The sequence below is a fragment of the Cerasibacillus quisquiliarum genome (assembly GCF_014202495.1).
Lineage (GTDB): Bacteria > Bacillota > Bacilli > Bacillales > Amphibacillaceae > Cerasibacillus > Cerasibacillus quisquiliarum.
In genome coordinates, this window is sequence record NZ_JACHHA010000001.1 from 349,105 (window position 1) to 371,959 (window position 22,855).

At 35.7% G+C, this 22,855-nt stretch carries 21 protein-coding genes; 20 read left to right on the forward strand and 1 reads right to left on the reverse strand.

The window, feature by feature from the left end; genetic code table 11:
- Positions 1-134 precede the first annotated feature (134 nt).
- From HNQ35_RS01675 to HNQ35_RS01735, 13 genes are all read left to right on the forward strand, one after another.
- Positions 135-1,130 (forward strand): TAXI family TRAP transporter solute-binding subunit, encoded by a 996-nt coding sequence (locus tag HNQ35_RS01675; protein ID WP_146934588.1) that lies wholly within the window; start codon positions 135-137, stop codon positions 1,128-1,130.
- A gap of 73 nt (positions 1,131-1,203) precedes the next feature.
- On the forward strand, positions 1,204-3,168 hold the full coding sequence (locus HNQ35_RS01680) for a TRAP transporter permease (protein WP_146934584.1): 1,965 nt from the start codon (positions 1,204-1,206) through the stop codon (positions 3,166-3,168).
- A gap of 89 nt (positions 3,169-3,257) precedes the next feature.
- Entirely contained in the window at positions 3,258-4,211 is a 954-nt protein-coding gene (locus tag HNQ35_RS01685) for a GNAT family N-acetyltransferase (protein ID WP_146934581.1), read from the forward strand.
- A gap of 253 nt (positions 4,212-4,464) precedes the next feature.
- Positions 4,465-5,997 carry a beta-N-acetylhexosaminidase gene (gene nagZ / locus HNQ35_RS01690; RefSeq protein ID WP_146934578.1) on the forward strand — a complete coding sequence of 511 codons (1,533 nt, stop codon included), beginning with the start codon at positions 4,465-4,467 and terminating at the stop codon, positions 5,995-5,997.
- A gap of 85 nt (positions 5,998-6,082) precedes the next feature.
- A complete protein-coding gene (locus tag HNQ35_RS01695) occupies positions 6,083-7,390 on the forward strand; it encodes an ABC transporter substrate-binding protein (RefSeq protein WP_146934575.1) in 1,308 nt (435 codons plus the stop codon).
- A 56-nt stretch (positions 7,391-7,446) separates the two neighbouring features.
- Positions 7,447-8,322, forward strand: coding sequence for a carbohydrate ABC transporter permease (locus HNQ35_RS01700; RefSeq protein ID WP_311737138.1), 876 nt, complete (start codon positions 7,447-7,449; stop codon positions 8,320-8,322).
- Positions 8,323-8,332: 10 nt separating this feature from the next.
- Positions 8,333-9,172 (forward strand): carbohydrate ABC transporter permease, encoded by an 840-nt coding sequence (locus tag HNQ35_RS01705; RefSeq protein ID WP_146934569.1) that lies wholly within the window; start codon positions 8,333-8,335, stop codon positions 9,170-9,172.
- 15 nt (positions 9,173-9,187) lie between these two features.
- Entirely contained in the window at positions 9,188-10,342 is a 1,155-nt protein-coding gene (locus HNQ35_RS01710; protein ID WP_146934566.1) for an exo-beta-N-acetylmuramidase NamZ family protein, read from the forward strand.
- A gap of 33 nt (positions 10,343-10,375) precedes the next feature.
- Positions 10,376-11,239: an N-acetylmuramic acid 6-phosphate etherase gene (gene murQ, locus HNQ35_RS01715; protein WP_146934629.1), complete on the forward strand. Its 864-nt coding sequence runs from the start codon at positions 10,376-10,378 to the stop codon at positions 11,237-11,239.
- A gap of 23 nt (positions 11,240-11,262) precedes the next feature.
- Entirely contained in the window at positions 11,263-12,249 is a 987-nt protein-coding gene (locus tag HNQ35_RS01720; protein ID WP_146934563.1) for an N-acetylglucosamine kinase, read from the forward strand.
- Entirely contained in the window at positions 12,249-13,112 is an 864-nt protein-coding gene (locus tag HNQ35_RS01725) for a MurR/RpiR family transcriptional regulator (RefSeq protein WP_146934560.1), read from the forward strand. Before HNQ35_RS01720 ends, HNQ35_RS01725 begins: the two co-directional genes overlap by 1 nt.
- Before the next feature lie 185 nt (positions 13,113-13,297).
- Positions 13,298-13,915, forward strand: coding sequence for a response regulator transcription factor (locus HNQ35_RS01730; RefSeq protein ID WP_146934557.1), 618 nt, complete (start codon positions 13,298-13,300; stop codon positions 13,913-13,915).
- A 192-nt stretch (positions 13,916-14,107) separates the two neighbouring features.
- On the forward strand, positions 14,108-15,304 hold the full coding sequence (locus HNQ35_RS01735; protein WP_246118008.1) for an MFS transporter: 1,197 nt from the start codon (positions 14,108-14,110) through the stop codon (positions 15,302-15,304).
- Positions 15,305-15,379: 75 nt separating this feature from the next.
- Here HNQ35_RS01735 and HNQ35_RS01740 read toward each other — a convergent pair whose 3' ends face one another.
- Positions 15,380-17,026, reverse strand: a complete 1,647-nt coding sequence (locus HNQ35_RS01740; protein WP_146934550.1) for an SLC13 family permease — start codon at positions 17,024-17,026, stop codon at positions 15,380-15,382.
- A 213-nt stretch (positions 17,027-17,239) separates the two neighbouring features.
- Between HNQ35_RS01740 and HNQ35_RS01745 the strand changes: the two genes are divergently transcribed.
- The 7 genes from HNQ35_RS01745 (at position 17,240) to HNQ35_RS01775 (ending at position 22,786) form a co-directional block, all read left to right on the forward strand.
- Positions 17,240-18,409 (forward strand): MDR family MFS transporter, encoded by a 1,170-nt coding sequence (locus HNQ35_RS01745; RefSeq protein ID WP_146934547.1) that lies wholly within the window; start codon positions 17,240-17,242, stop codon positions 18,407-18,409.
- Between the two features lie 79 nt (positions 18,410-18,488).
- The gene (locus HNQ35_RS01750; protein WP_146934544.1) at positions 18,489-18,671 is read left to right on the forward strand and encodes a cold-shock protein; all 183 of its coding nucleotides are present in this window, start codon (positions 18,489-18,491) and stop codon (positions 18,669-18,671) included.
- A 505-nt stretch (positions 18,672-19,176) separates the two neighbouring features.
- Entirely contained in the window at positions 19,177-19,587 is a 411-nt protein-coding gene (locus tag HNQ35_RS01755) for a hypothetical protein (RefSeq protein WP_146934541.1), read from the forward strand.
- Positions 19,588-19,603: 16 nt separating this feature from the next.
- On the forward strand, positions 19,604-20,383 hold the full coding sequence (locus tag HNQ35_RS01760) for a hypothetical protein (protein WP_146934538.1): 780 nt from the start codon (positions 19,604-19,606) through the stop codon (positions 20,381-20,383).
- Between the two features lie 50 nt (positions 20,384-20,433).
- Positions 20,434-20,889, forward strand: a complete 456-nt coding sequence (locus tag HNQ35_RS01765) for a hypothetical protein (RefSeq protein ID WP_146934535.1) — start codon at positions 20,434-20,436, stop codon at positions 20,887-20,889.
- Between the two features lie 251 nt (positions 20,890-21,140).
- Positions 21,141-22,199 (forward strand): hypothetical protein, encoded by a 1,059-nt coding sequence (locus HNQ35_RS01770; protein ID WP_146934530.1) that lies wholly within the window; start codon positions 21,141-21,143, stop codon positions 22,197-22,199.
- Positions 22,200-22,348: 149 nt separating this feature from the next.
- Positions 22,349-22,786, forward strand: a complete 438-nt coding sequence (locus tag HNQ35_RS01775; protein WP_146934526.1) for an IDEAL domain-containing protein — start codon at positions 22,349-22,351, stop codon at positions 22,784-22,786.
- Positions 22,787-22,855: the final 69 nt, after the last annotated feature.

Here is a 22,855-nt window from a genome sequence, read left to right on the forward strand (position 1 = left end):
GCATATTTATGTTCCTGACGACAAGAATTAAGTCATATTGTGGGGTGTCATTTAGCCATTTACATTCAGCATTATTTGAAAGCGCTAGCAATCTATTGAAGAATTTAAAAAATAGTAGTATGAGGAGGTTTATTATGAAGAGTAAAAAACTTAGTATACTTAGCATAATGATTGGAATTGTACTTCTATTGACAGCCTGTGGTGGTGACAAGGCAAGTATTGCAATCGGTCCAGCTGCGAGTGAGACGAATTCGGCATCACGTTTATTACTAGAAGCGTATGGAATAGAGGATGGAGATTATAAAGCGTATCAAGAGGGGTTTGGAGATGCAGCTGACCAAGTTCAAGATGGCAATATTGATATTTTAATAGGTGTTTTAGGACTACCAGCAGGAAGTATTGAAAGCTTACACAATTCAACTGGTGATGTCGTCATGTTAGAGCTTTCAGATGAGGCGATTGACTATATTGAGGAAAATAGTGCTTATCGCCGTCATACGATTCCGGCTGACACATATGAGTTTTTAGACAAAGATATTGAAACAGTTACTGCTTATGCAGTATTAATGGCGAATACAAATACCATTTCAGAAGAACAAGGCTATGAATTAGCTAAGGCGATGGTTGAGCATTCAAATGAAATCACACATGCCCAAGGAAAACAAATGACTTTAGAAAATGCACTTAACGGATCAGAAGGGTTACCGATTCATCCAGGAGCTGCTAAATATTATAAGGAGCAAGGGCTTGAATTTGATAATCCAATTGCTGAATTAGATCTGACGGATGAAAAAAGTGAACTTGTTTTAGGAACAGGCAGTTCTGGTGGGACATATTATCCATTAGGTGGAGAAATGGCAATTGTGTTTAATAACCACATCGATAGTGTGAACGTCACTAATCAAGAAACAGGGGCATCATTAGAGAACTTAGCCGGTATCCGTGATGGTAATATTGATTTAGGAATGACTGTGCATGTCCCAGCATTGGATGCGATTAATGGAGAAGGACAGTTTAAAGATAATCAAGTTAAAAACGCTGCTTTTATCGGACATATTTATCCAGAAGCAGCACAAATTGTTACGCGTGAAAGTACAGGTATTAAGAGTTTAGATGATTTAAAGAAGTAAGTTAATGGGATAGATTGTCTTGGAAGAGATGCGTGGTCATCTCTTCCGTTATTTTCAAAGGGTAGGTGATTGTATGAACAAAGATCAACAATCAGTAGATGCTCAGAAAGTATTAGAAAAATATGATCGTGAAAGTCAATATCGTATAAATATAGGTAGATGGGCTTGGGTTGTTGGTTTTCTTGGTATTTCCTTAACGCTTTTTCATTTATATACAGGATATTTTGGAACATTACCTTCGCAAAAGCAAGGTGCCATTCATCTCGGAACGGCGTTAGGTATTATTTTTTTACTCTTTCCAATCAAGAAGGGATTGCATCGTGTTCAGAAGACAGTGCCTTGGTATGATGTACTTTTAGCATTTTTAGCGATGTATGTCGCTTATCATAAAATTATTTTCTTCGATGATATTTTAATGGCACGTATTACTGGTTATACGACGTTTGATACGATTGTATCCATTATTGGGATTTTGTTAGTTCTTGAAGCGACACGTCGAACAGTCGGACTTGCTATTGTTATTGTGGCAACCATCGCTATTTTATACGCTATATTAGGTAAATATATACCAACACAAGTACTTTCCCATGCGGGCTTTTCAATCGAGCGCATTACGACGAATTTATGGTATCAAGATAGTGGTGTATTTGGAACACCAATTCAAATATCAGCGAAATATATTTATCTTTTTTTATTTTTCGGTGTTGTTCTCGTCCATACAAATATAGGGAAATTCTTTAACAATTTAGCCTTTGCTTTAACTGGCCGTTTTACCGGTGGAACAGCTAAAGCTGCAGTAGCGGCTAGTGCTTTGCAAGGAATGGTCTCAGGTAGTTCGGTTGGAAATACTGTTGCTTCTGGTTCATTCACCATTCCAATGATGAAGAAATCTGGATTTAAACCGGAATTTGCTGCAGCAACAGAAGCATCTGCTTCAACAGGTGGACAAATTATGCCACCTTTAATGGGGGCAGCCGCTTTTATTATGATGGAATATTTAGAGGTTAAATTTTCCACCATTATGTTAGCAGCAACGATTCCAGCGATTCTTTATTTTTCCGGTATATTTATTGGTACACATTTTGAAGCAAAAAAGCGCGGTATTGTCGGTTTACCTAAGTCTCAATTGCCGAACTTGAAAGAACTCTTAAAAAAATACGGTTATATGTTGTTTCCTTTAATCATCATTATTGGTACAATTTTAGCTGGATTTACACCACAAAGAGCCGCTTTGCTTGGGATTTTTACAGCATACTTTATTAGTCTGTTAAGAAAAGAAACACGACTGAATTTTAAACAGACTGTTTATTTGTTAATAGAAGGTGCAAGAACGGCCTTACCAGTCATTGCTGCTGTGGCAACTGCAGGCATCATTGCTGGAGTTGTTAGTATTACAGGACTCGGCTCTAAGTTTGCTTCGGGTATTATAGCGTTGTCTGGGGGGTTCTTGCCACTTGCCTTATTCTTCACTATGATTGCTTGCTTAATTTTAGGAATGGGGTTACCGACAACAGCTAACTATGTTGTTACAGCCACAGTTGCTGCACCAGCTTTAATTAATTCTTTTGGTGTAGAACCGATTGCCGTCCATATGTTTGTGTTTTATTTCGGTATTGTTGCAGATATTACCCCACCTGTTTGTTTAGCCGCATATGCAGGAGCAGGAATCGCTAGGGCGAATCCATTTAAAACGGGAATTGATGCAGTAAGACTAGCAATAGCCGCTTTCATTATTCCTTATATATTTGTCGCTGATCCCATTTTATTAATGGTCGATGTGACACCAATTAAATTTGTTTTTGCTATTTTAACAGCACTCATTGGTATGATGGCTGTAAGTAGTGCAATGATTGGTTACTTTAAAGCAAATTCATTTGTATGGGAGAGAATCGCCTTATTTATTGGTGGATTATGTATGATTATTCCAGAAATGTATACGAATATTATTGGTGTTGTCGTCATTGGTGCTATATGGTACATTCAGAAAAATCGTGATAATGATAGGATGGAAAACCAAAATATGACTGTTCAAGCATAAATGAGTCATGCTGTAAAATTGCTTTATTATTTCATTGATTTTCTATAGAATGAAATAATAGTTCAAAAAAGCAAATGGGAGGAAACGGCATGCAATATGTGCAATGGGATCAAAAGCGCCTTGCGGAACTTGTCACGCTATGGAACGAAGAGCTGGGGAATGACTTTCCTATGCGGACATCCCTGTTTGAACAGAATAGTTTTTCGGATGAAAATATTTTACACGATGCTTCATTAATCGTAGAAAATGATCGAGGTGAAGTGATTGGCTTTATTCTTACGAAAGTATGGCAAGAAAAACTCAATGTCAAAATGGATCATGAGTTGGGCTGGATTCAGGCAATATTAGTCAAAAAGAGCTATCGTTGCAAAGGGATTGGTTCATATTTATTGCGTCATGCAGAAGCTGTACTAAGGAAAAAGCAAGTGAAACAAATTCGCTTGGCTGGTGATGTGTGGCATTACTTCCCTGGAATTCCACATATTTATGAAGAAGTGATAGCATGGGCTGAAAAACGTGGGTATGAGAAACGAAGCGATGAATATGATTTACTAGCCACTTATCATAAAGAAGAGCCATTTTTTGATATTCCTGATCATATGACATTCACACTCTTAAGAGAAGAAGAAAAGGCAGATTTTCTTAAGTTTCTAAACCGATCCTTTCCGGGGCGTTGGGAATATGAAGCGATCAAATATTTTGAAAAGGGCGGGAAAGGTCGCGAATTTCTCGTTTTGAAAAGCAAAGGCCGTATGATAGGGTTTTGCCGTATTAATGATCATCAATCTCCGTTTATAGCGCAAAATGTATATTGGCAACCACTCTTCTCTCAGCCGATTGGCGGTATCGGGCCACTCGGTATTGACGAAAATGAACGTGGATCTGGGTATGGCTTAGCCATTGTTAAAGCAGCAATTAATACTTTACGTAAGCGTCATATTGAAACAATCGTTATTGATTGGACTAGTTTAATCGACTTTTATAATCAATTAGGCTTTTATCCTTGGAAAGGCTATGGGACATACTTTAAAGAAATAGATTAAATATATAAAAAAGGTTCTAATGATCGCTATTGATGATTAGAACCTTTTTTTGTCATTTAAATCTTCTCCATTACGTGTTAATTGTATAAAAATTAACATCCGACATGTCATACGAAAATCTATAAAATCTGAAATAATATTTCACAAAAATTATTGACTACCGTAATAATATTTAATATACTTTTTATAAGTTGATAGATGAAAGGGATTACAATCTAGATTTTTTATACATAAACAGAGGAGATATCATCCGATGAATAAACAATGGACATTACGAGAAAAATTGGCTCAATTGATGATGGTTGGATTTCATGGACAAATACCGTCAGAGGAAATATGCAGTTTAATAGAACAAGAGAAAATCGGTTCTGTTATCTTATTCGCACGAAACATTGGTTCTCGAGATGAAACGAAAGCATTGACATCACAACTACAACAAGTCGCGCGAAATGCTCATCATCCATTGCCTTTACTCATTGCGATCGATCAAGAGAATGGTATTGTTAGTCGGTTAAAAGAAGAAAATACAACTTTTCCAGGGAATATGCTGTTGGGGGCTTGTGATGACGAGAATCTGACATATGAAATTAGCCGAGCCACAGCACGCGAGTTGAAAGCATTAGGTATCAACATGAATTTAGCTCCAGTGTTAGATGTAAATCATAATCCGAAAAATCCAGTCATCGGCGTACGCTCATACGGAGAAAAAGTTGAACATGTCATAAAGCACGGTCTCGCTTTTGTAAAAGGTCACTCTGATGAATATGTCTTAACAAGTGGTAAACATTTTCCCGGTCATGGAAATACGTCTGTTGATTCACATTTAGATTTACCGATTGTCACATCATCACGTGAGAATCTATATTATCATGAAATCGCTCCTTTTTATGAAGCGATTAAACAAGGTTTACATAGTGTCATGGTTAACCATGTATATTATAAAGCGTTTGATAAAGAAGTCGTTCCAGCATCTTTATCAAAGGTAATCATAACTGAACTTCTACGTGATGAGCTTCAGTTTAACGGTGTTGTTGTGACAGATTGTTTAGAAATGAAAGCCATTTCGGATACAGTAACAACACCTGAAGGGGCTGTTCAAGCGCTGCGAGTAGGAGCAGATCTCTTAATTGTATCGCAAACATATGACGTTCAAGTAGCAACACTTAATCGCCTCGAACAAGCTGTTAAAGATGGAGAGATTTCCATCGAGCAGGTCAATCAATCACTTGAACGTGTTAATCGATTAAAAGAAAACATTCAAAAGCAAAAGCGCGTCACTTATCATAAAGAAAAACATCAAATGTTAGCGAGAAAGGCTTTTCAAAAAGGCGTAACACTTCGTTCTGACACTCGTCCGTTAACACCTTTTAAACGAACAGATGACGTTAAAGTATTATGGTTACTTGAAGAAAATGATTCATTTGCAGAAGATGTTCATCTTAATGAAAATCAGATGGTTCAATCATTTAAGACGCTCGATTGGGAGCATGTTTTTCTCCCATGGCAAAAACCTGCAAAGATAAGTCTTAGTCATAACGATGCATATCTTATTTTCACAAATGCGCAGAGGTTGTTGAAGCATCACCTAGACTTGATTAATCGATTGATAAAAGAGCAAAAGCAGATTGTTTTCATTGCTTTAAAAAGTCCATATGTTTTATCAGATATACATGAAACAGTCACACAACTGGCTGTTTATGAACCAAATCCATATACTGTTGAAGCTGTTTTGCAAGTCATTCTTGGTAACGAAAAAGCAAATGGCAAGCTTCCAGTTACAATATAATGCGAGGATACTTTGGGAGGTGATGTCGGTATTAAGTGAAAGAGTGTGGGTACTTTTTTTACAATTAGAAAGGGGAAAATAAAAAATGAAAAAGAAACATTTATTACTTGCGATGATATTAATCATTACAATGATTTTTGTATCGGCATGTGGTAGTGACGATGCGAAAAAGGATAGTAAAGATAACAAAGATAGCAAAGGGAAAACAGAACAAACAACGATTGAATTTTGGACGATGCAATTAAAACCTACTTTTACAGAATATATTGAGGGTGTTATCGCTGATTTTGAAAATGAAAACCCAGATATTAAAATTGATTGGTTAGATGTTCCAGCTGCTGATTTAGATAAGAAGATTTTAACAGCAGTGAGTTCAAACACAGCACCAGACGTTGTGAACTTAAATCCAACATTTGCTTCTAAATTAGCAGAGCTTGATGCGTTAGTTAATATGGAAGAAGCTGTTTCTGATGAAGATAAGCAGAAATATGTAAAAGGTGCTTGGGAAGCAAACCGTCTTCAAGATGTAACATTTGTGATTCCATGGTACTTATCTACTGAAGTAACATTAAACAATACAAAAATTTATGAAGAAGCAGGGCTAGATCCAGAAAAACCTGCCAAAACATATGAAGAAGCAAAAGAATACTCAAAAATTATTAAAGAGAAAACAGGGAAATACGGTTACTTCCCATCACTAGATTTATCTCTAGTTCTACAACATATGGTTGTAATGGGCGCTGAATTAACAAATGAAGATGGTACAAAAGCAGCCTTTAATACGCCTGAAGGATTAAAAGCATTTGAATACTTTACAGAATTATATCAAGAAGACTTAATCCCTAAAGAGGCCTTATCAGGTGATCAAAGAAATACCATTGATATGTATCAAGCTGGACAAGTTGCCTTCTTTGCAGGTTCACACTTTATTTCACAAATAAAAGAGAATGCACCAGAAATCTATGAACATACAAAACCGTCTGAAGCGATTACTGGTGACACAGGTAAGAAAACAATGAGTGTACAAAACATCGTTGTTCCGAAACAAACTGATAACGAAGAAGCAGCAGTTAAATTTGCTTTATTTTTGACAAACGCTGAAAATCAACTGGCATTTACAAAATTAACACCAATTTTACCATCTGCAGTTGAAGCATTAGAAGATCCTTATTTCACAGAAGCAGGTGAAGATGCGGAACCTACTGATTTAGTGCGTATTACAGCAGCTGGTCAATTAGATGAAGCGGAATTACTCGTTCCACCGATGGAAAATTATGATGAATTAAAAGAAGCGATGTTCGATGCGATTTCTGAAGCGATGCTAGGTGAAGCAACACCACAAGAAGCTTTAGATAAAGCAGAAAAAGCATGGAATGAAATTTTAGCAAAATAACTAATAGAAAAGAGGGGAGATCCTCTCCTCTTTTTATATATTCCTAAAAGAATGGGGTGGGTTATTTGCGAACAAATAAATTAACACCGTATTTATTTTTACTTCCTGGATGTGTCATCTTAGGAGCTTTTATTTTTTATCCGATGTTACAAGCGATATGGTTAAGTTTTACAGATTATAATATGGTTTCTGATCCGGAGTTTGTTAAATTTGATAACTACGAAAAATTATTTCAAGATGAATTATTTTGGAAAACACTTAAAAACACGTTTATTTATTTGATTGGTGTTGTTCCAGCTCTTGTTATTATTCCAATTTTTCTTGCTGTATTAGTGAATCAAAAATTGAAAGGAATCGGATTTTTCCGTTCGGCTTACTATATCCCTGTTGTTACATCCTTAGTTGTGGCAGGGATTGCTTGGGACTGGGTTTATAAAGAAAACGGCTTACTTAATTATGTTTTAGACTTATTAGGTATTATTGCTGAACCAATTCCATGGTTAACCTCAACAGATACAGCTATTTTTGCTGTCATGGTTGTCACCGTATGGAAAGGTCTCGGGTATTATATGATCATTTATCTAGCAGGCTTACAGTCGATTCCAACGAGTCTTTATGAAGCAGCACAGATTGATGGTGCTAACTGGTGGCAACAACATACACGAATTACGATTCCGATGCTCATGCCGTTTGTCTTAATTGTTACGATTATGTCTTCGATAGCAGCGATGAAAGTATTCGAGGAAATTTATATTATGACTGGTGGGGGCCCATTACATGCTTCTGAAACGCTCGTATTTTATATTTATAAAGAAGCCTTTGACAGATTGAATATGGGCTATGCGAGTGCAGCCGGTGTTGTTCTCTTTGTACTGACGTTAATATTTTCATTGATGAATCTAAAAGTGATGGGTAAAGATAAAACCGCATAGGAGGGATTATATGGCAGCCAAAAAAAGCTCTTCAATCATTAAGAAAATATTACTCTATTTATTATTAATTGCTATTACTTTATTTATGATTGGGCCATTTCTATGGCTCTTGTCAACTGCTTTAAAATCTGCTAGTGAAAATATTTTCCAATATCCTCCTAAGTTATTACCAGAAGAACCGACATTCAGTAACTTTGGTAAGGTGATGGATGTCTTTCCGTTTTGGAGATATTTATTGAACAGTACGATTGTTTCCGGATTAACAGTTATTTTAAACGTTTTGTTCTGTTCATTAGCAGCATATCCGTTAGCACGGATGAATTTTAAAGGAAAAAACACGGTATTCATCTTAATTTTAAGTACAATGATGATTCCGTTTCAGTTACTGATGATTCCTGTATATATTCTTTCATTAAATCTAGGGTTACAAAATACGTATTTAGGAATGGTATTACCACATGTGACAACAGCTTTTGGTGTTTTTTTGATGCGTCAAGCCTTTATGACTGTACCATATGAGCTAGATGAATCAGCAAGAATGGACGGAGCAAATAGTTTTCAAATATGGTGGAAAGTTCTTATGCCTCTTGTGAAGCCTTCACTCGTCACATTGACAATCTTTACATTTGTATCAGCATGGGGCGATTTCTTATGGCCGTTAATCATCGTAAATGATCAAAACATGTTTACATTACCATTAGGTTTAAACATGCTTTCAGGAACATTTACTTCTGATTGGCGTTTAATTGCAGCAGGTGCCATTATTTCGATGATTCCAGTCATCGTTATATTCCTTCTGTTACAACGCTTCTTTATCGGTGGCGCTATGAAAGGAGCTATCAAAGGTTAAAAATGAGGTGAAGAATTGAAACTCGGTGTTGAAGTTTTTTTAGAAAAACACGTTACAAAATATGAAGGTAAACGCATTGGTTTATTAACGAACTTAACGGGGGTGAATCAACAATTAGAGTCGACAATTGATTTGTTTTTTCACCATAAAAACATTCAACTAACGACATTATTCGGTCCTGAACATGGACTCCGTGGAGAAGTTAAAGAAGGTGAATGGATTGATTCTGCGATTGATACGTATACACAACTTCCCGTTTATAGTCTGTATAACAAGGAAAAAAGGCCAACCCCTAACATGTTTAAGGAAGTTGATGTCGTATTCTGTGATTTGCAAGACATCGGTTCGCGTTACTATACATTCATTTATACGTTAGCACATATGATGAAAATATGTCGTGATTTGGATATACAAGTTGTTGTTTTAGATCGTCCGAATCCAATTAACGGAGTCGATGTAGAAGGCAACTGTGTAAAAGAAGGTTTTACATCTTTTGTAGGTGAGTTTCCAATCCCGATTCGTCACGGACTAACGATTGGTGAGATAGCAATTTTATTTAATAATGAATTTCATATTCATTGTCATTTGGAAGTCATTCGTATGGAAGGCTGGTCACGTACGGATTATTTTACTGATACAGATTTATTATGGGTCTCACCGACTCCAAATACGACGGGGCAAGACATGTGTCTTTTGTATCCAGGAACATGTTTAATTGAAGGAACGAACTTATCAGAAGGTAGAGGAACGACGAATCCATTTGAAGTCATCGGAGCGCCATTTATTAATGGCCGTCAATTGGCTGAAGAAATGAATCAGTTAAACTTAGATGGTGTCTTATTTAGACCAACCGTATTTAAACCATATATATCAAAACATGCACATACAGTTTGTGAAGGGGTTTATCTTCATATTACCAACCGTGAGCAATTACAGCCTATTAAAGTTGGGATAAAATTACTTGAAGTTATTTTTAAACGGTATCCAAAACAAGCCCAATTTATTCGCAGTGCTGATTTTAATAACCGATATTTTATCGATTTATTAGCAGGAACAGATGAACTTAGAAAACAATTATTATTACAGAACGTTGAGCCATTTCTACAGCAAATGAAATATGAAGCGAAGGCGTTTCATAAAGTAAGAGATGCCTATTTACTCTATCATTAAGAATGGTTCGTTCTTAAAGGAGAGGTCTCTTTGATGCAACATTTAGACGAAATGTCAATCGAACAAATTTTGACTGAGATCAATAATCATGATCAAAAGGTGCCGCTTGCTGTCAAACAAGCGCTTCCACAATTGGAGCATGTCGTAAAACAAGTTATCGAGACTATTGAACAAGGTGGTAAAATTGTCTATATGGGAGCTGGTACAAGTGGACGTTTAGGCATTCTTGACGCCTCAGAGTGTCCGCCTACATTCGGAGTAAGTCCTGAATTATTTACGGGAATGATTGCCGGTGGTGAAAAAGCAATACGTTACGCTGTTGAAGATGCGGAAGATAATATAGAATTAGGACGCTTAGAAGTAGCAGAACGATTAACAGAGAAGGATTTCTTAATTGGTATAGCGGCTAGTGGTAGGACACCATATGTGATTGGTGGCATTGAAAGTGCAAAAGAGAGAAATATCCCTACAGCTGCAATTGTCTGTGTGCCGAATTCTCCATTAAGCCAACTAGTCGACTACCCTGTAGAAATAATCGTCGGTGAAGAAGTAGTAAAAGGTTCAACGCGAATGAAAGCAGGAACAGCACAAAAATTAGCTTTAAATATGATTTCTACAACATCCATGGTAAAATTAGGGAAGGTTTATCAAAATTATATGGTAGATGTCCAAGCAACGAATAAAAAATTGCGGAAACGTACCGTGGATATTGTTCGTGAATTAACCGACGTATCAGAAGAGACGGCAAAAGCGGCGTTAAAAGCGTGTCAAGGCAATTTAAAAGCGGCTGTGCTCGTTTGTCAATTTTCTATTGACTACAAAACAGCAAACGAAACAATTCAAGCATGTCAAGGTAATTTACGCGCTGCAATGAAGCAGCTACAATGTGAACGGTAGACTAAGTTAGGAGGTAGGTGGATTTGGTTTATGTAATAGGTATTGATGGTGGTGGTACAAAGACAGAGGCCGTTCTAGCAGATCGAGTGGGGCATGTACTTGATATTGTAAAAGCAGGACCGACAAATATAAATACGACTTCTCAAAAAGAAGTACAACGTACTTTTCATACACTATTTCAAGTATTACAGGAAAAACATCCACAAGCTTTTAAACATGTTTCAACTGTTTTCGCTGGCCTATCTGGAGCAGGAAGCGAATATGCCAGATACAAGGTCAAACAGCTTATGACAAATGAGCTACCTAAAACCGTTACAACCTATGTTGAACCTGATACAATTAATGCACTTTATTCTGGTACGTATGGAGAGGCAGGAATTGTGCAAATTAGTGGAACAGGTTCAATTACATACTGTGTGAACGAAGCGGGTGTACATGACCGTATAGGTGGATGGGGTTATTTACTTGGTGATGAGGGCAGTGGCTATGATATTGGTAGAAAGGGGATTATTGCTGCACTTTATGCTGCTGATGGTCGTGGAGAAGAAACGATATTATTAGAATTAATACTCAACCATTTTCAAGTTAATTCAACACGACAATTAATAGATAGGATTTATCAAGCACCTGTACCGAAAAATGAAATATCTCCTGTAGCGAAAATAGTTATTACAGCATACAAACAGAATGACTCTGTTGCAAAACATATTATGGACGAAGCAGCTGATGATATGGTGACGAGTATTTTAACATTATCGAATAAGTTATTTCCAAAAAGCAAGTCCACTCCTGTTGTTTTATGCGGTGGGATGTTTCATGATCAAACCGTTTTACCAGTAATGATAAAAGAAAAGATCATATCAAAGACAGAACGGTTAACTATATTATTACCACGGATCTCTCCTGTCGGTGGTTCAGTTATCGGCGCTTTAAAGTATGGACATCAAGCAATAGTTTCAAATCGTATCATTGACCATTTAAAACAATCATTAAAAGTAGGTGATAGCTGATGGCATATTTAAAAGGTGGACTCATTATTCTAAAGGAAATGTTTGAACAGTTACCACCATCGGAAAAGAAAATTGCGCAATATATCATACAACAGCCTCAAGAAGCTATTGTCTTGACGACAAGTGAACTTGCCAAAAAAAGTGATACAAGTAGTGCCGCAGTCATTCGCTTATGTAAATCACTAGGTTTTAGTGGGTTTCAAGAGTTAAAACTGCGTGTTGCAGGTGATATTCAACAGCAATCTGTTGTTGATTATCGGGATATTGAACCGAATGAAAATTGCCAAGCGATTATTGATAAAGTAACGACGAATACGATTCGAACATTAAAAGAGACGAAGGATATTTTAAATATTCAGGACATCGAACGAGCGGCTATTGCATTAACAAAGGCGGAGTCCATTGTTTTCGTCGGTAACGGTGCTTCGTACATTGCTGCTTCAGATGCCGAACAGAAATTTTTAAGGATAAATAAAAATGTTAATTCTTATTCAGATGTGCATATGGGAGCAACAGCCATTGCTAATAAAGGCCCGAACGATGTCGTTGTTGGGATATCATTTTCGGGTGAGACATACGAAGTGAGTAAACTATTACAGTTAGCAAAGCAAAACGATGTCACAACGATAAGCATGACGCGATACGGTCCCTCTCCCGTTGCGAATAATGCTGATATTTGCTTATATACTTCTGCAACAAGGGAAGCAACGTTCCGAAGTGCAGCAACATCCTCACGTATAGCCCAGCTACATATTATCGATATACTGTTTATGAGTGTAGCATCAATGCAATATGAACGAGTTATTAAATATTTAGATACAACCCGTGAAGCAATTACATTCATCAAAGAAGATAAAACATAAAATGAATTCTTCTGTTTTATCTGCCTTTGATGACCTTTATATATTGAAAAGCTACTTATATTTCTCTATTTCTAATATACCGATTGTAAAACACTCATATTAAAATGTAATGGGAAAAAATAGGCTATTAGGCTTATTGCTATTATATTAAAAAAGTCGCATAATATAGAAGGGAGTTGAGGACCTTGTATCATATTGCGATTATTACGAACATATTAATTAGTGCAAAAGGAATAGCTAATATTTTGCAAGACGAATTAAAAGATTGTACATTTCACGTTTATAGTAGGGATTTTTTATTACAGGGCGAAAAAGACATGTATGACTTAATCATTGTTGATGAGCCCTTATTGAAAAAAGTAATTGAATATTACGGTGATTGCAATAATATTGCTGTAAATATGCACCACCTGAGTCAAGCACGATTAGAAGAATTATTTCGTTTAAAGCTGAAAGGCTATTTATATTCAGAAATGGAAATTAATGAAATCATCAAAGCCATTACAATGATGCTAAATGAAAGAACTTATGTCCACCCTGAGTGGTCGGAACTATTATTTCAAGCTTATCAGTCAAAGGTATTAGATCAATCGGAGCGTCCAAGTGGTTTATTGACAGAACAGGAATGGAATGTCCTCGAACAATTAGTTTTAGGGCATAAAAATTGTACGATTGCTGAGAATTTATACATATCTAGAAATACCGTGACAAATCATGTCAGTTCGATTATACGGAAACTCGGTGTTCGAGACCGTACAGGCGCAGCATTATTAGCGGTGAAAAAAGGATGGATTCCATTGTGATAAATCCATCCTTTTATTTTTCACTCAAATGGCATCTATGTTAGAACATTTCAATAAACGCCTTGATATGTCTAATATGAGTTATGTTTCCCTTAATCACACTGTAAAGTGTTTGTGCTTGTTTGAGAGCAGCTATGGTTAAGTTATGGTATATTAAAATGGAAGAGAGCATAATATAGGATGTGTAATATCTTGAATCAAGGTCAACGATATACGTTACGAGATGTTTATTTTTGGAAGATTTCTATCAGTCTGGCACTGGCGTCTTTTTTTATTTTTGCTTCCATTTATGCTATTCAACCTCTTTTGCCGTTGTTTGTTGAAGACTATGGTATTTCTGTATCTGCCTCAAGTCTGTTATTATCTTTAACCATTATTGGTCTTATTATAGGACTAGTTATATTTGGATTTTTATCAGACCGTTTTGGACGTACAATTTTTATTAAATTATCTTTAATAGGTACTGTTATTCCATTTATATTGATTCCGCAAATACAATCATATGCTTTGTTTATGACATTGCGCTTTTTCCAAGGCATTCTAGCAGCAGCATTACTCGCCAGTGCGCTAGCATATTTAAGTGAAGAAATGGATCAAAAAAGTGTAGGGGTAGCAACAGGACTTTATATTTCTAGCAATGCTTTAGGCGGGATGGCCGGACGCGTCTTCATTGGCTATGTGACTGATTATTATTCATGGCAAATAGCATTCTATTTACTTGGTGCAATTGGACTAGGCATTTTTATCATCGTTTTCATTTCTTTACCTAGATCACGTTTTTTTAATCCTAGTAAGTTACCGATTAAGCATGACTTTATCGGATTTGCTCATCATTTGAAAAACCCACGCTTACTCGTTATTTTCGGATTAGGCACGGTTCTGCAATTATCTTTTACCGGTGTGTGGACATATCTGCCATTTCATTTACAAGAACCACCTTTTAATTTATCATTGAAGTTTATTTCGTATTTATTTTTTGCTTATAGTATAGGAGTCATTGCTTCTCCAATAGCAGGATGGATGGTAGGATATATGAAATTAACACCGATGCGTATCATAGCTATTATTGTATTATCTATCGGTGCTTTTATGACACTAAGCTCATCACTATATATCATTGTTTTTGGCCTATGTGTATTATGTCTCGGATTTTTTATTGCCCATTCCTTAACTGCAACGACTGTGAGTGAACAAGCGACACATCATAAAGGAAGTGCAGCGAGTCTTTACTTAGTTGCTTACTATATTGGCGTGGCGTCTGGTAGTACATTACTTAGTCCTGTGTGGAGTTTTTTAGGCTGGGAAGGTTTAATACTTGTCTCGGGACTTGTTCCAATAATTTATGTGCTCTTTACTCAATTAGTAATTAAAAAGTACCATGCTTACTAAACGGTAATGAAACAATAAAAGAAGTGTCCAGTAGTCAATCGGACTTAATGGACACTTCTTTACTTTAGCAAATAATTAATTAAATGTTTCTGGAATACTAGTTAAATCAATTCCCCAAACAATTGGCAATAGAACATAAACAGCAATTGTGACAAGGAAGATACCGATAATATTTAATACAAACCCTGCTTTTGCCATATCAGGAATACGTAAGTAACCAGAACCGAAAACAACTGCGTTTGGCGGTGTTGCTACTGGTAACATAAAGGCGCATGATGCAGCTACCGCAGCGGCAACCATGAAAGCAAATGGATGAACACCGAGTGCTATTCCTAAGGCAGCCATGATTGGAAACATCATATTTGCTGTTGCTGTATTTGATGTCACCTCTGTTAAGAAAATAACAAGACCAGTAACGATTAAGATAACGATAAGTGTATTCACACCTTCAAGTGCTTGTAGTTGGCTTCCAATCCATTCAGACAATCCTGAGTCAGAAAAGCCCGCGGCAATGGCTAACCCACCACCGAACAATAAGAGAATTCCCCACGGTAATTTAACTGCCGTATCCCAATCGAGTAGAAAATCCCCTTTCTTATTTTTTGATGGAATAATGAATAAGACAATAGCAGCCATCATAGCAATCATAGCATCACTTATATTTGGAGAAATTTTTACTAAAAGGAATGAGCGTGTAATCCAAGCTAAGGCCGTTAATAAGAAAACGATAAAGACGGCCTTTTCTTCATAAGATGGTTTACCTAGTTTCTTCATTTCTTTGGCAATGATTTTACGTCCACCTGGCATTTCTTTCACTTTAAGTGGATAGGCTATTTTCACAAGATAAATCCATGTAATAAAGATGAAAATAGCAGAAATCGGTACCCCAAATAACATCCATGTTGCAAAAGATAGCTCAAAATTGTATAACTCCTTAACAACACCTGCTAGAGCAGCATTGGGTGGCGTTCCTATTAAAGTAGCAATTCCGCCAATCGATGCGGAATAAGCAATCGCTAACATTAAAGCTTTTCCAAATCCAAAATTTTCTTTAGATGTATCTATAGATGGATCGTGTTTTAAGGATTCGGAAATTTGGTAAATGATAGCAAGACCTATCGGAACCATCATCATAGCGGTAGCCGTGTTAGAAATCCACATCGATAGAAACCCTGTTGCGACCATAAATCCGAGCACAATTCGATCAGTGTTTGTACCTATAACAGAAATAATACTTAAAGCGATTCGACGATGCAAATCCCATTTTTCCATTGCTAAAGCAACCATAAAACCACCCATAAAAAGAAAAATTGTTCCACTACCGTATGATGAAGTCGTTGCTTCCATATCAAGTCCACCTGTAAGCGGAAACAAAATTATTGGGAGTAATGATGTAGCTGGAATAGGAATTGCTTCAGTCATCCACCAAATCGCAATCCAAATTGTACTAGCTAATACGGCAATTCCTTCTTGAGAAAGGTCATCTGGTGAAAAAAATAGTAATGTTAAAGCAAAAAAAAGTGGGCCTGTCATTAATCCAATAAATTGAATCGGTTTATATTTTCGATTGTTATTCCCATTATTAGATTTGCGAATCGGATCAATCGATTTTCCAGTTGCCATTTGTGTCGCTGATGTCGGGTCTCCTTTTGTAAAAAAACGAACTGTGTCTTTTACTTGATCATGTTTATCCCATAACCAGTTCCATGTTGCTGAAAGCATAATAAAATTCCCCTCCGTAAATTAAAGTGTATAAGTTCTGTGATATAACAGTTTATTATGTAAATAGTATATCACAAAAATAAAAAGTATGACATATATAAAAATATAACAAATATCCTTAATCTATTATTTTAAATGTAATGATTGATATGGTTTAGAAAATATATTACAATTGATAAACTAACGATAGAAGTGCAGAAAAGAGATGATAGAATGCCTAAATATATATGGTTATTAGCTGTATCGATTACAATTAATGTTATCGGTGCTTCTTTTTTATGGCCATTAAATACGATCTATATGCATAATGAACTAGGAAAAAGCCTGGCATTTGCTGGCTTTATTTTAATGTTAAATCAAGGTGCGACGATAATCGGTAACTTAATTGGTGGTATGTTGTTCGATCGTTTTAGCGCTTATAAAACATTAATATATTCAACCGGATTATCGCTTTTCGCTGCGATTTTTCTATCATTTAATCATAGCATTGTACCGTATTCCATGATGTTAATATTAATCGGTTTGGGAAGTGGTGCGACATGGCCTGTCATGTTTGCATTAGCAGGTTCTGTTTGGCCAGAAGGTGGAAGACGAGCCTTTAATGCGATGTATGTTGCTCAAAATCTAGGCGTTGCGCTCGGTGCAACATTTGGTGGTTACGTAGCAAGTATTTCATTTAACTATATATTTATTGCGAATGCAATCTTCTTCTTTTTATTTTTCTTAATTGTTTTATTGACGTTTAAAGGGATGGAGCAAATTAAAGATCGTCATATGCATACAACTGTTATTGAACAGAAAGGTAAAATTGCGGATAAATCTCGCTTTACAGCATTGATTATTTTATCCGTTGGTTTTTTTGTCATTTGGTTTGCATATAGCCAATGGCAGTCGACGATTGCGTCACATACTCAAGATATTGGTATTCCACTAGAGCAATATAGCATGCTCTGGGCAATCAATGGCTTTTTGATAGTCGCTGGACAACCGCTTATGAAACTATTTAAATGGCAGTCACAAAAAACATATATTTATGTAGGGAACGCTATTTTCTTACTGTCTTTTATGTTAACCATGGCTTCTGAAAAATTTATTATGTTTGCTGTTGCTATGGCGATATTAACTTTTGGGGAAATGCTCGTATGGCCCGCTATACCGACTATTGCGAATGATTTGGCGCCGCCAGGGCGTTCTGGCTTTTATCAAGGTTTTATTAATAGTGTAGCCGCAGCAGGTCGAATGACTGGACCGATTCTTGGTGGTTTTATCGTTGACTACTTTAATATTCACTTATTATTTTTTGTTTTATTATTTATTTTATTCATACCATTTATAACAACTGCGCTTTTTGATCGAAATGTAAAAAATAGTCCTAAAGAATAGCTGAATTAGAGCGTCTCTTTTAAAGTTCTGCTTAAAAGCGTATAATAGATATAGAACCTTGAAAGGGGATATGTTAATTATGGCTTTCTCTCGTGGACGAAAAGAACCATTGCGAAAAGTAGATACAAAAGTGTGGGTATGTACAAACGATGAGTGCAATGGCTGGATGCGTGACTCTTTAAGCTTTGCGGATAAACCGAAATGTCCACTTTGTCACTCATCCATGGAACAAGAGATTCGAAAAGTTACTGAACTTGAATAATGATTCTTATTATAAAAATATGTGTTTATTATATTTAGAAGGCTTGCACATCATTAGCCGCAAAAGCTGCAAATTATGAACAAAGAGGATTGGGGTAACAAAATTTGTTATCCTAATCCTTTTTTATTTTGTATTTATCATGATGAAAATGTCAAAAAACGTAACAGTTTAACCCTCTTGAATATAGAGTCTATGCTTCTACTTTTCATAGCTTAGTGACATGCAGCAATTTAATTTATCCAAAGTCATATGTACAAGGGTCTAAAGAACTACAAGTAAAATGGTAAAAAAAAACCAGTTTTATGTTTTAAAAGTAATAAATGTTACTTAAGAATTATTTACAAAATTAAATAGATTCAATATAATTTAAACGATGATATTGAAATTGGATTTTTCTGACATCATGATTTGTTATACGGTCTACGTCTTTTGAAATGACATCAAGCGTGTATTACAGAATATAAGTGAATCTGAATCGTCAATTTTAAGAAAGGAAGGTAAGGTGATGTTGAAACGAGGGGGCATAATTGGCTTCATCATCATAATAGTTATTTTAGGTGGAACGACCGTTTATGGAATTTCAAACACAACGAAAAGTCTAAGTAAGCCGCAAACAAATGAGTTTTCAAAAGATGTTGTCAATGAGTATTGGACAAGCCGTATGATTGATTTACAAAAAGAGTATGAAAAGGCGTTACGAAATCAAGACATATTTGCGATAGAATCTGTCCTAGAAAAGGTAAAGCAAAAGCTCTTATACAATAAGGACTCTTATATCGAACAGCTAAATAATGATAAGAAAAAGTTATTTGAATATACTCGATTCGAAGCATTTGAGAAAAAGAAAGAAATTGAGATTGAGCGTAACATCAATGAGGGAGTGACTGATTTTTTACGTGAGTTATTAAACGATTAAGGAAGAGGGATGATGAATGAAATTATTTAAATTAACAAGGAAGAAAGTTATCGCTGGTGTATTAGCTTTTTCAATTATTTCAGGTTTAACGTTCGTTTTAGCAAATACTGATGCAGGAGAAGCGTTAAGAGATTGGTATAATCGTTTATTTAATCAGAAAGTCGATTCTGCAATGGATGAAGCGAATCAATATGGCGAAAGTCTAATGCCTGGTTTACTAGATGAATACGCTGATGAAAAATCTCATGCTGAAGGTATGATTGATCGAAAAAAAGCATATGAAATAGGAAGAAGTACGAAAGCAATTCGTGCGGCTAAAGATGCTCACTTAGATTCATTAGATGACGCAAGAGTGGAAATTTTAGATGGGATGGATTTACAATTCTTTCAAGTATTTGTAGAAGGTGTTCAAGAAATTGAACGCTTAGGTTCTGAAGCGTCACAATATGTGCAATCCGATCTTCGTGATCATTTTGGAAGTAAACGTGAATCAACGTTGACTGATATCGAAGTAGAGTTAACCGCTATTAAAAATGAAGCACTTTCTGATTTAGAAACAGCTATTGAAGAGGCGAAATCTGAGATTGAATCTGAAGTAAATACGCGTTCAGATGTATTGGTGTCAAATTTAAAAACGCGTATCAATCATAAGGTTGATGAGCTACGTCGTGAAGTTCGCTCAATCATTAATGGTTACACTGCTGAAATTGAGCATGCAATCGTAGAGAAAGCGGCTGAGATGGAAAATGAAGCAAAGCAAGCGATGGATCAGCTCGTTTCTGACTTGACTAACTAAAATGATAGGGGCACTTAGTTGCCCCTTTATTTCTAAGGAGGGAGGATCTGATGTGGCCACAAAAATTAAAAAAGCAAATCCAATTATTCGTTATGACCGTTTTCATGTTGTTATTAATAGGTGGCGGCATTCATGTCGTTTTTGCTGATGAAGAGATTCGTTCATTATTATTTGACTGGTTTGAGCGAAAGGAAGACGAGTCTATTGAAGCGATTGAAACGACCATTTTAAAAGAGCAAGAAAAGCAAATGAACCGAATAAAAAATGAGTTACAAAAGACGATTGCTGAAGCGGAAGAACGGATCGATATATTTACTGAAAATGAAAAAAAACGACGCATTATACAGTTGGAGCAACATGCTAATGATATATTAAAGACAATAAAGATTGAAGATGCAGCGATCGAAGCAGAAGTGAATGAGCAATTAATGGAAATTATTGAACGAGCTATTTCAGAAATGGATGCCATATCGAATGATTTACAGCCATTTATACAAGAAGATTAAAATATTTAAGAAACCGATTTGAAATTGACTATATATCATTCTTATGTTTCTCTACTTTTTCATTTTAATGTGGTTTCCACGTACATATTGAACTTATACTTCTCCCTTTTGAATGTTTTGTATTGAGCGACGAAAGGGAAATATGTTACTTTATAACAAAACGGATTTATAAGCATACGATTTCCAGTCACATGCTTTCTTTGTGTAACATAGAATATGATAAGGATAATGTAGAAAAAGGATGTGTTATATTGAAGAAACATTTATACTATGTCACAGGTCATACTGGAAAAGGTTTTATTAATCTATTACCGTCTAATGTAACTGAATTAGAACATATCATTGTCTTAAAGCATCCTTCACTTCGTTTAAAAACCGCTGTGTTAAATCAAATGAGTAAAAAATTAAACATGAAATCTCCACTTGAAATCATATGTAGTTCTTCAGGCACTGACTATGAAGATGGGCTTATTATTCGTGAAAAGTCTATTGCGATATTGACAGAAGATGTGTCAGTCCCGCTTAAGCGTGAATATACGGAGTACGATTTATCGCAATATGGCATGTTTTCATACTTAAGTGAAGAAGAGGGTGTGCGTTTTTGCAAAAACTATGATAAGAAAATGGAAGAAGCATATGAACAATTTAGAATAGGATTATCTGTCCATGATCAATTGGAAGAAATTTTTATTAGACAGATGGACTTTACAAAGGCAGATCAAGTCGCTACCCAACTTATAGAAAAAATTTTACATGATGTTCCTAAATTGGAAAGAAAAGCACATGTTTATCACCGACTGTTTGGAACAAATACACAAAATGGTGTTGTTAATGTCGTACCAGAATTATTAAATCGAGTGGGTCATAGTTATTTTATTAAGGGAAGAGCAGGAACAGGAAAGTCAACATTGATGAAAAAAGTTTTAGCGGCGTGTGAAGCGCATGGGTATGACGTTGAATTATATCATTGTAGTTTTGATCCAGATAGCATTGATATGGTACTCGTACCAGAACTTGATTTCTGTATTTTTGATAGCACAGACCCCCATGAATATTTTCCAAGACGAGAAGGCCAAGAAATGATCGACATGTACGAAGAGACAGTAAAGAAGGGCACTGATGAACAATATGTGATGCAGATAAAAGAAGTAACTGAAATTTATCAAGCACATATGAAACGTGGTATGCAGTTCATCAAAGATGCAGGAGAAATGCTGGAAAATCGGGAAGAACGTTTTAAGTTTAATAAAACAGATGTGATAAGAATAGCGGATGATTTACTACGTGAAATAGAGAAATTATCTACGTAATGTTTAATAAAAGAGATGTCATCTCATTCAAATTATTTAAAGAAGCCACGCTATGTCAGTGGCTTTATTGCAACTTGGAATGACATGTAGTTGATTAAAATACGATTAAAACGTGGCACCCTAAAAATTGATAGGGGAGGAAATGAAAGATGATTACCGTTAAAATGCTTAGGCCTTATTATTTAAAGGTAGATAAGAAAATGGTCCACGTTGTATTAGCATATCAATATTTTTCACTTTTAATTGATAACCAGGTCTATCAATTTGTACCATTGGAAGCAAATGAAATATTAGTCAATCGTCATACGAAAGCGATTGAAAATATACGAGCTAAATTTGCTTTCCAAAATGGTGAGGATGTTATTTATAAAACGATGTATGAATTAATCACCTATCCAGATTTTATCTTCCATTTACACCTCATTGTAAAACCTTATTTTAATTTATCTAAAGTTGGTCTTGAACAGAACGATGAAATTGACCAAATGATTTATGAATTAGAACGTATGAATCTAAAGCGTCGAATTGATCAAGCATTAGATGAGAGAGATAAAGCCTTATTTTTAGAATTGGTAAAACATCTTTAAATCATTAAAGGGACTGGACAAATCACCAATGATTGTAAAAAAAGAAGTTAAGTAGCCCATTTTAAAATC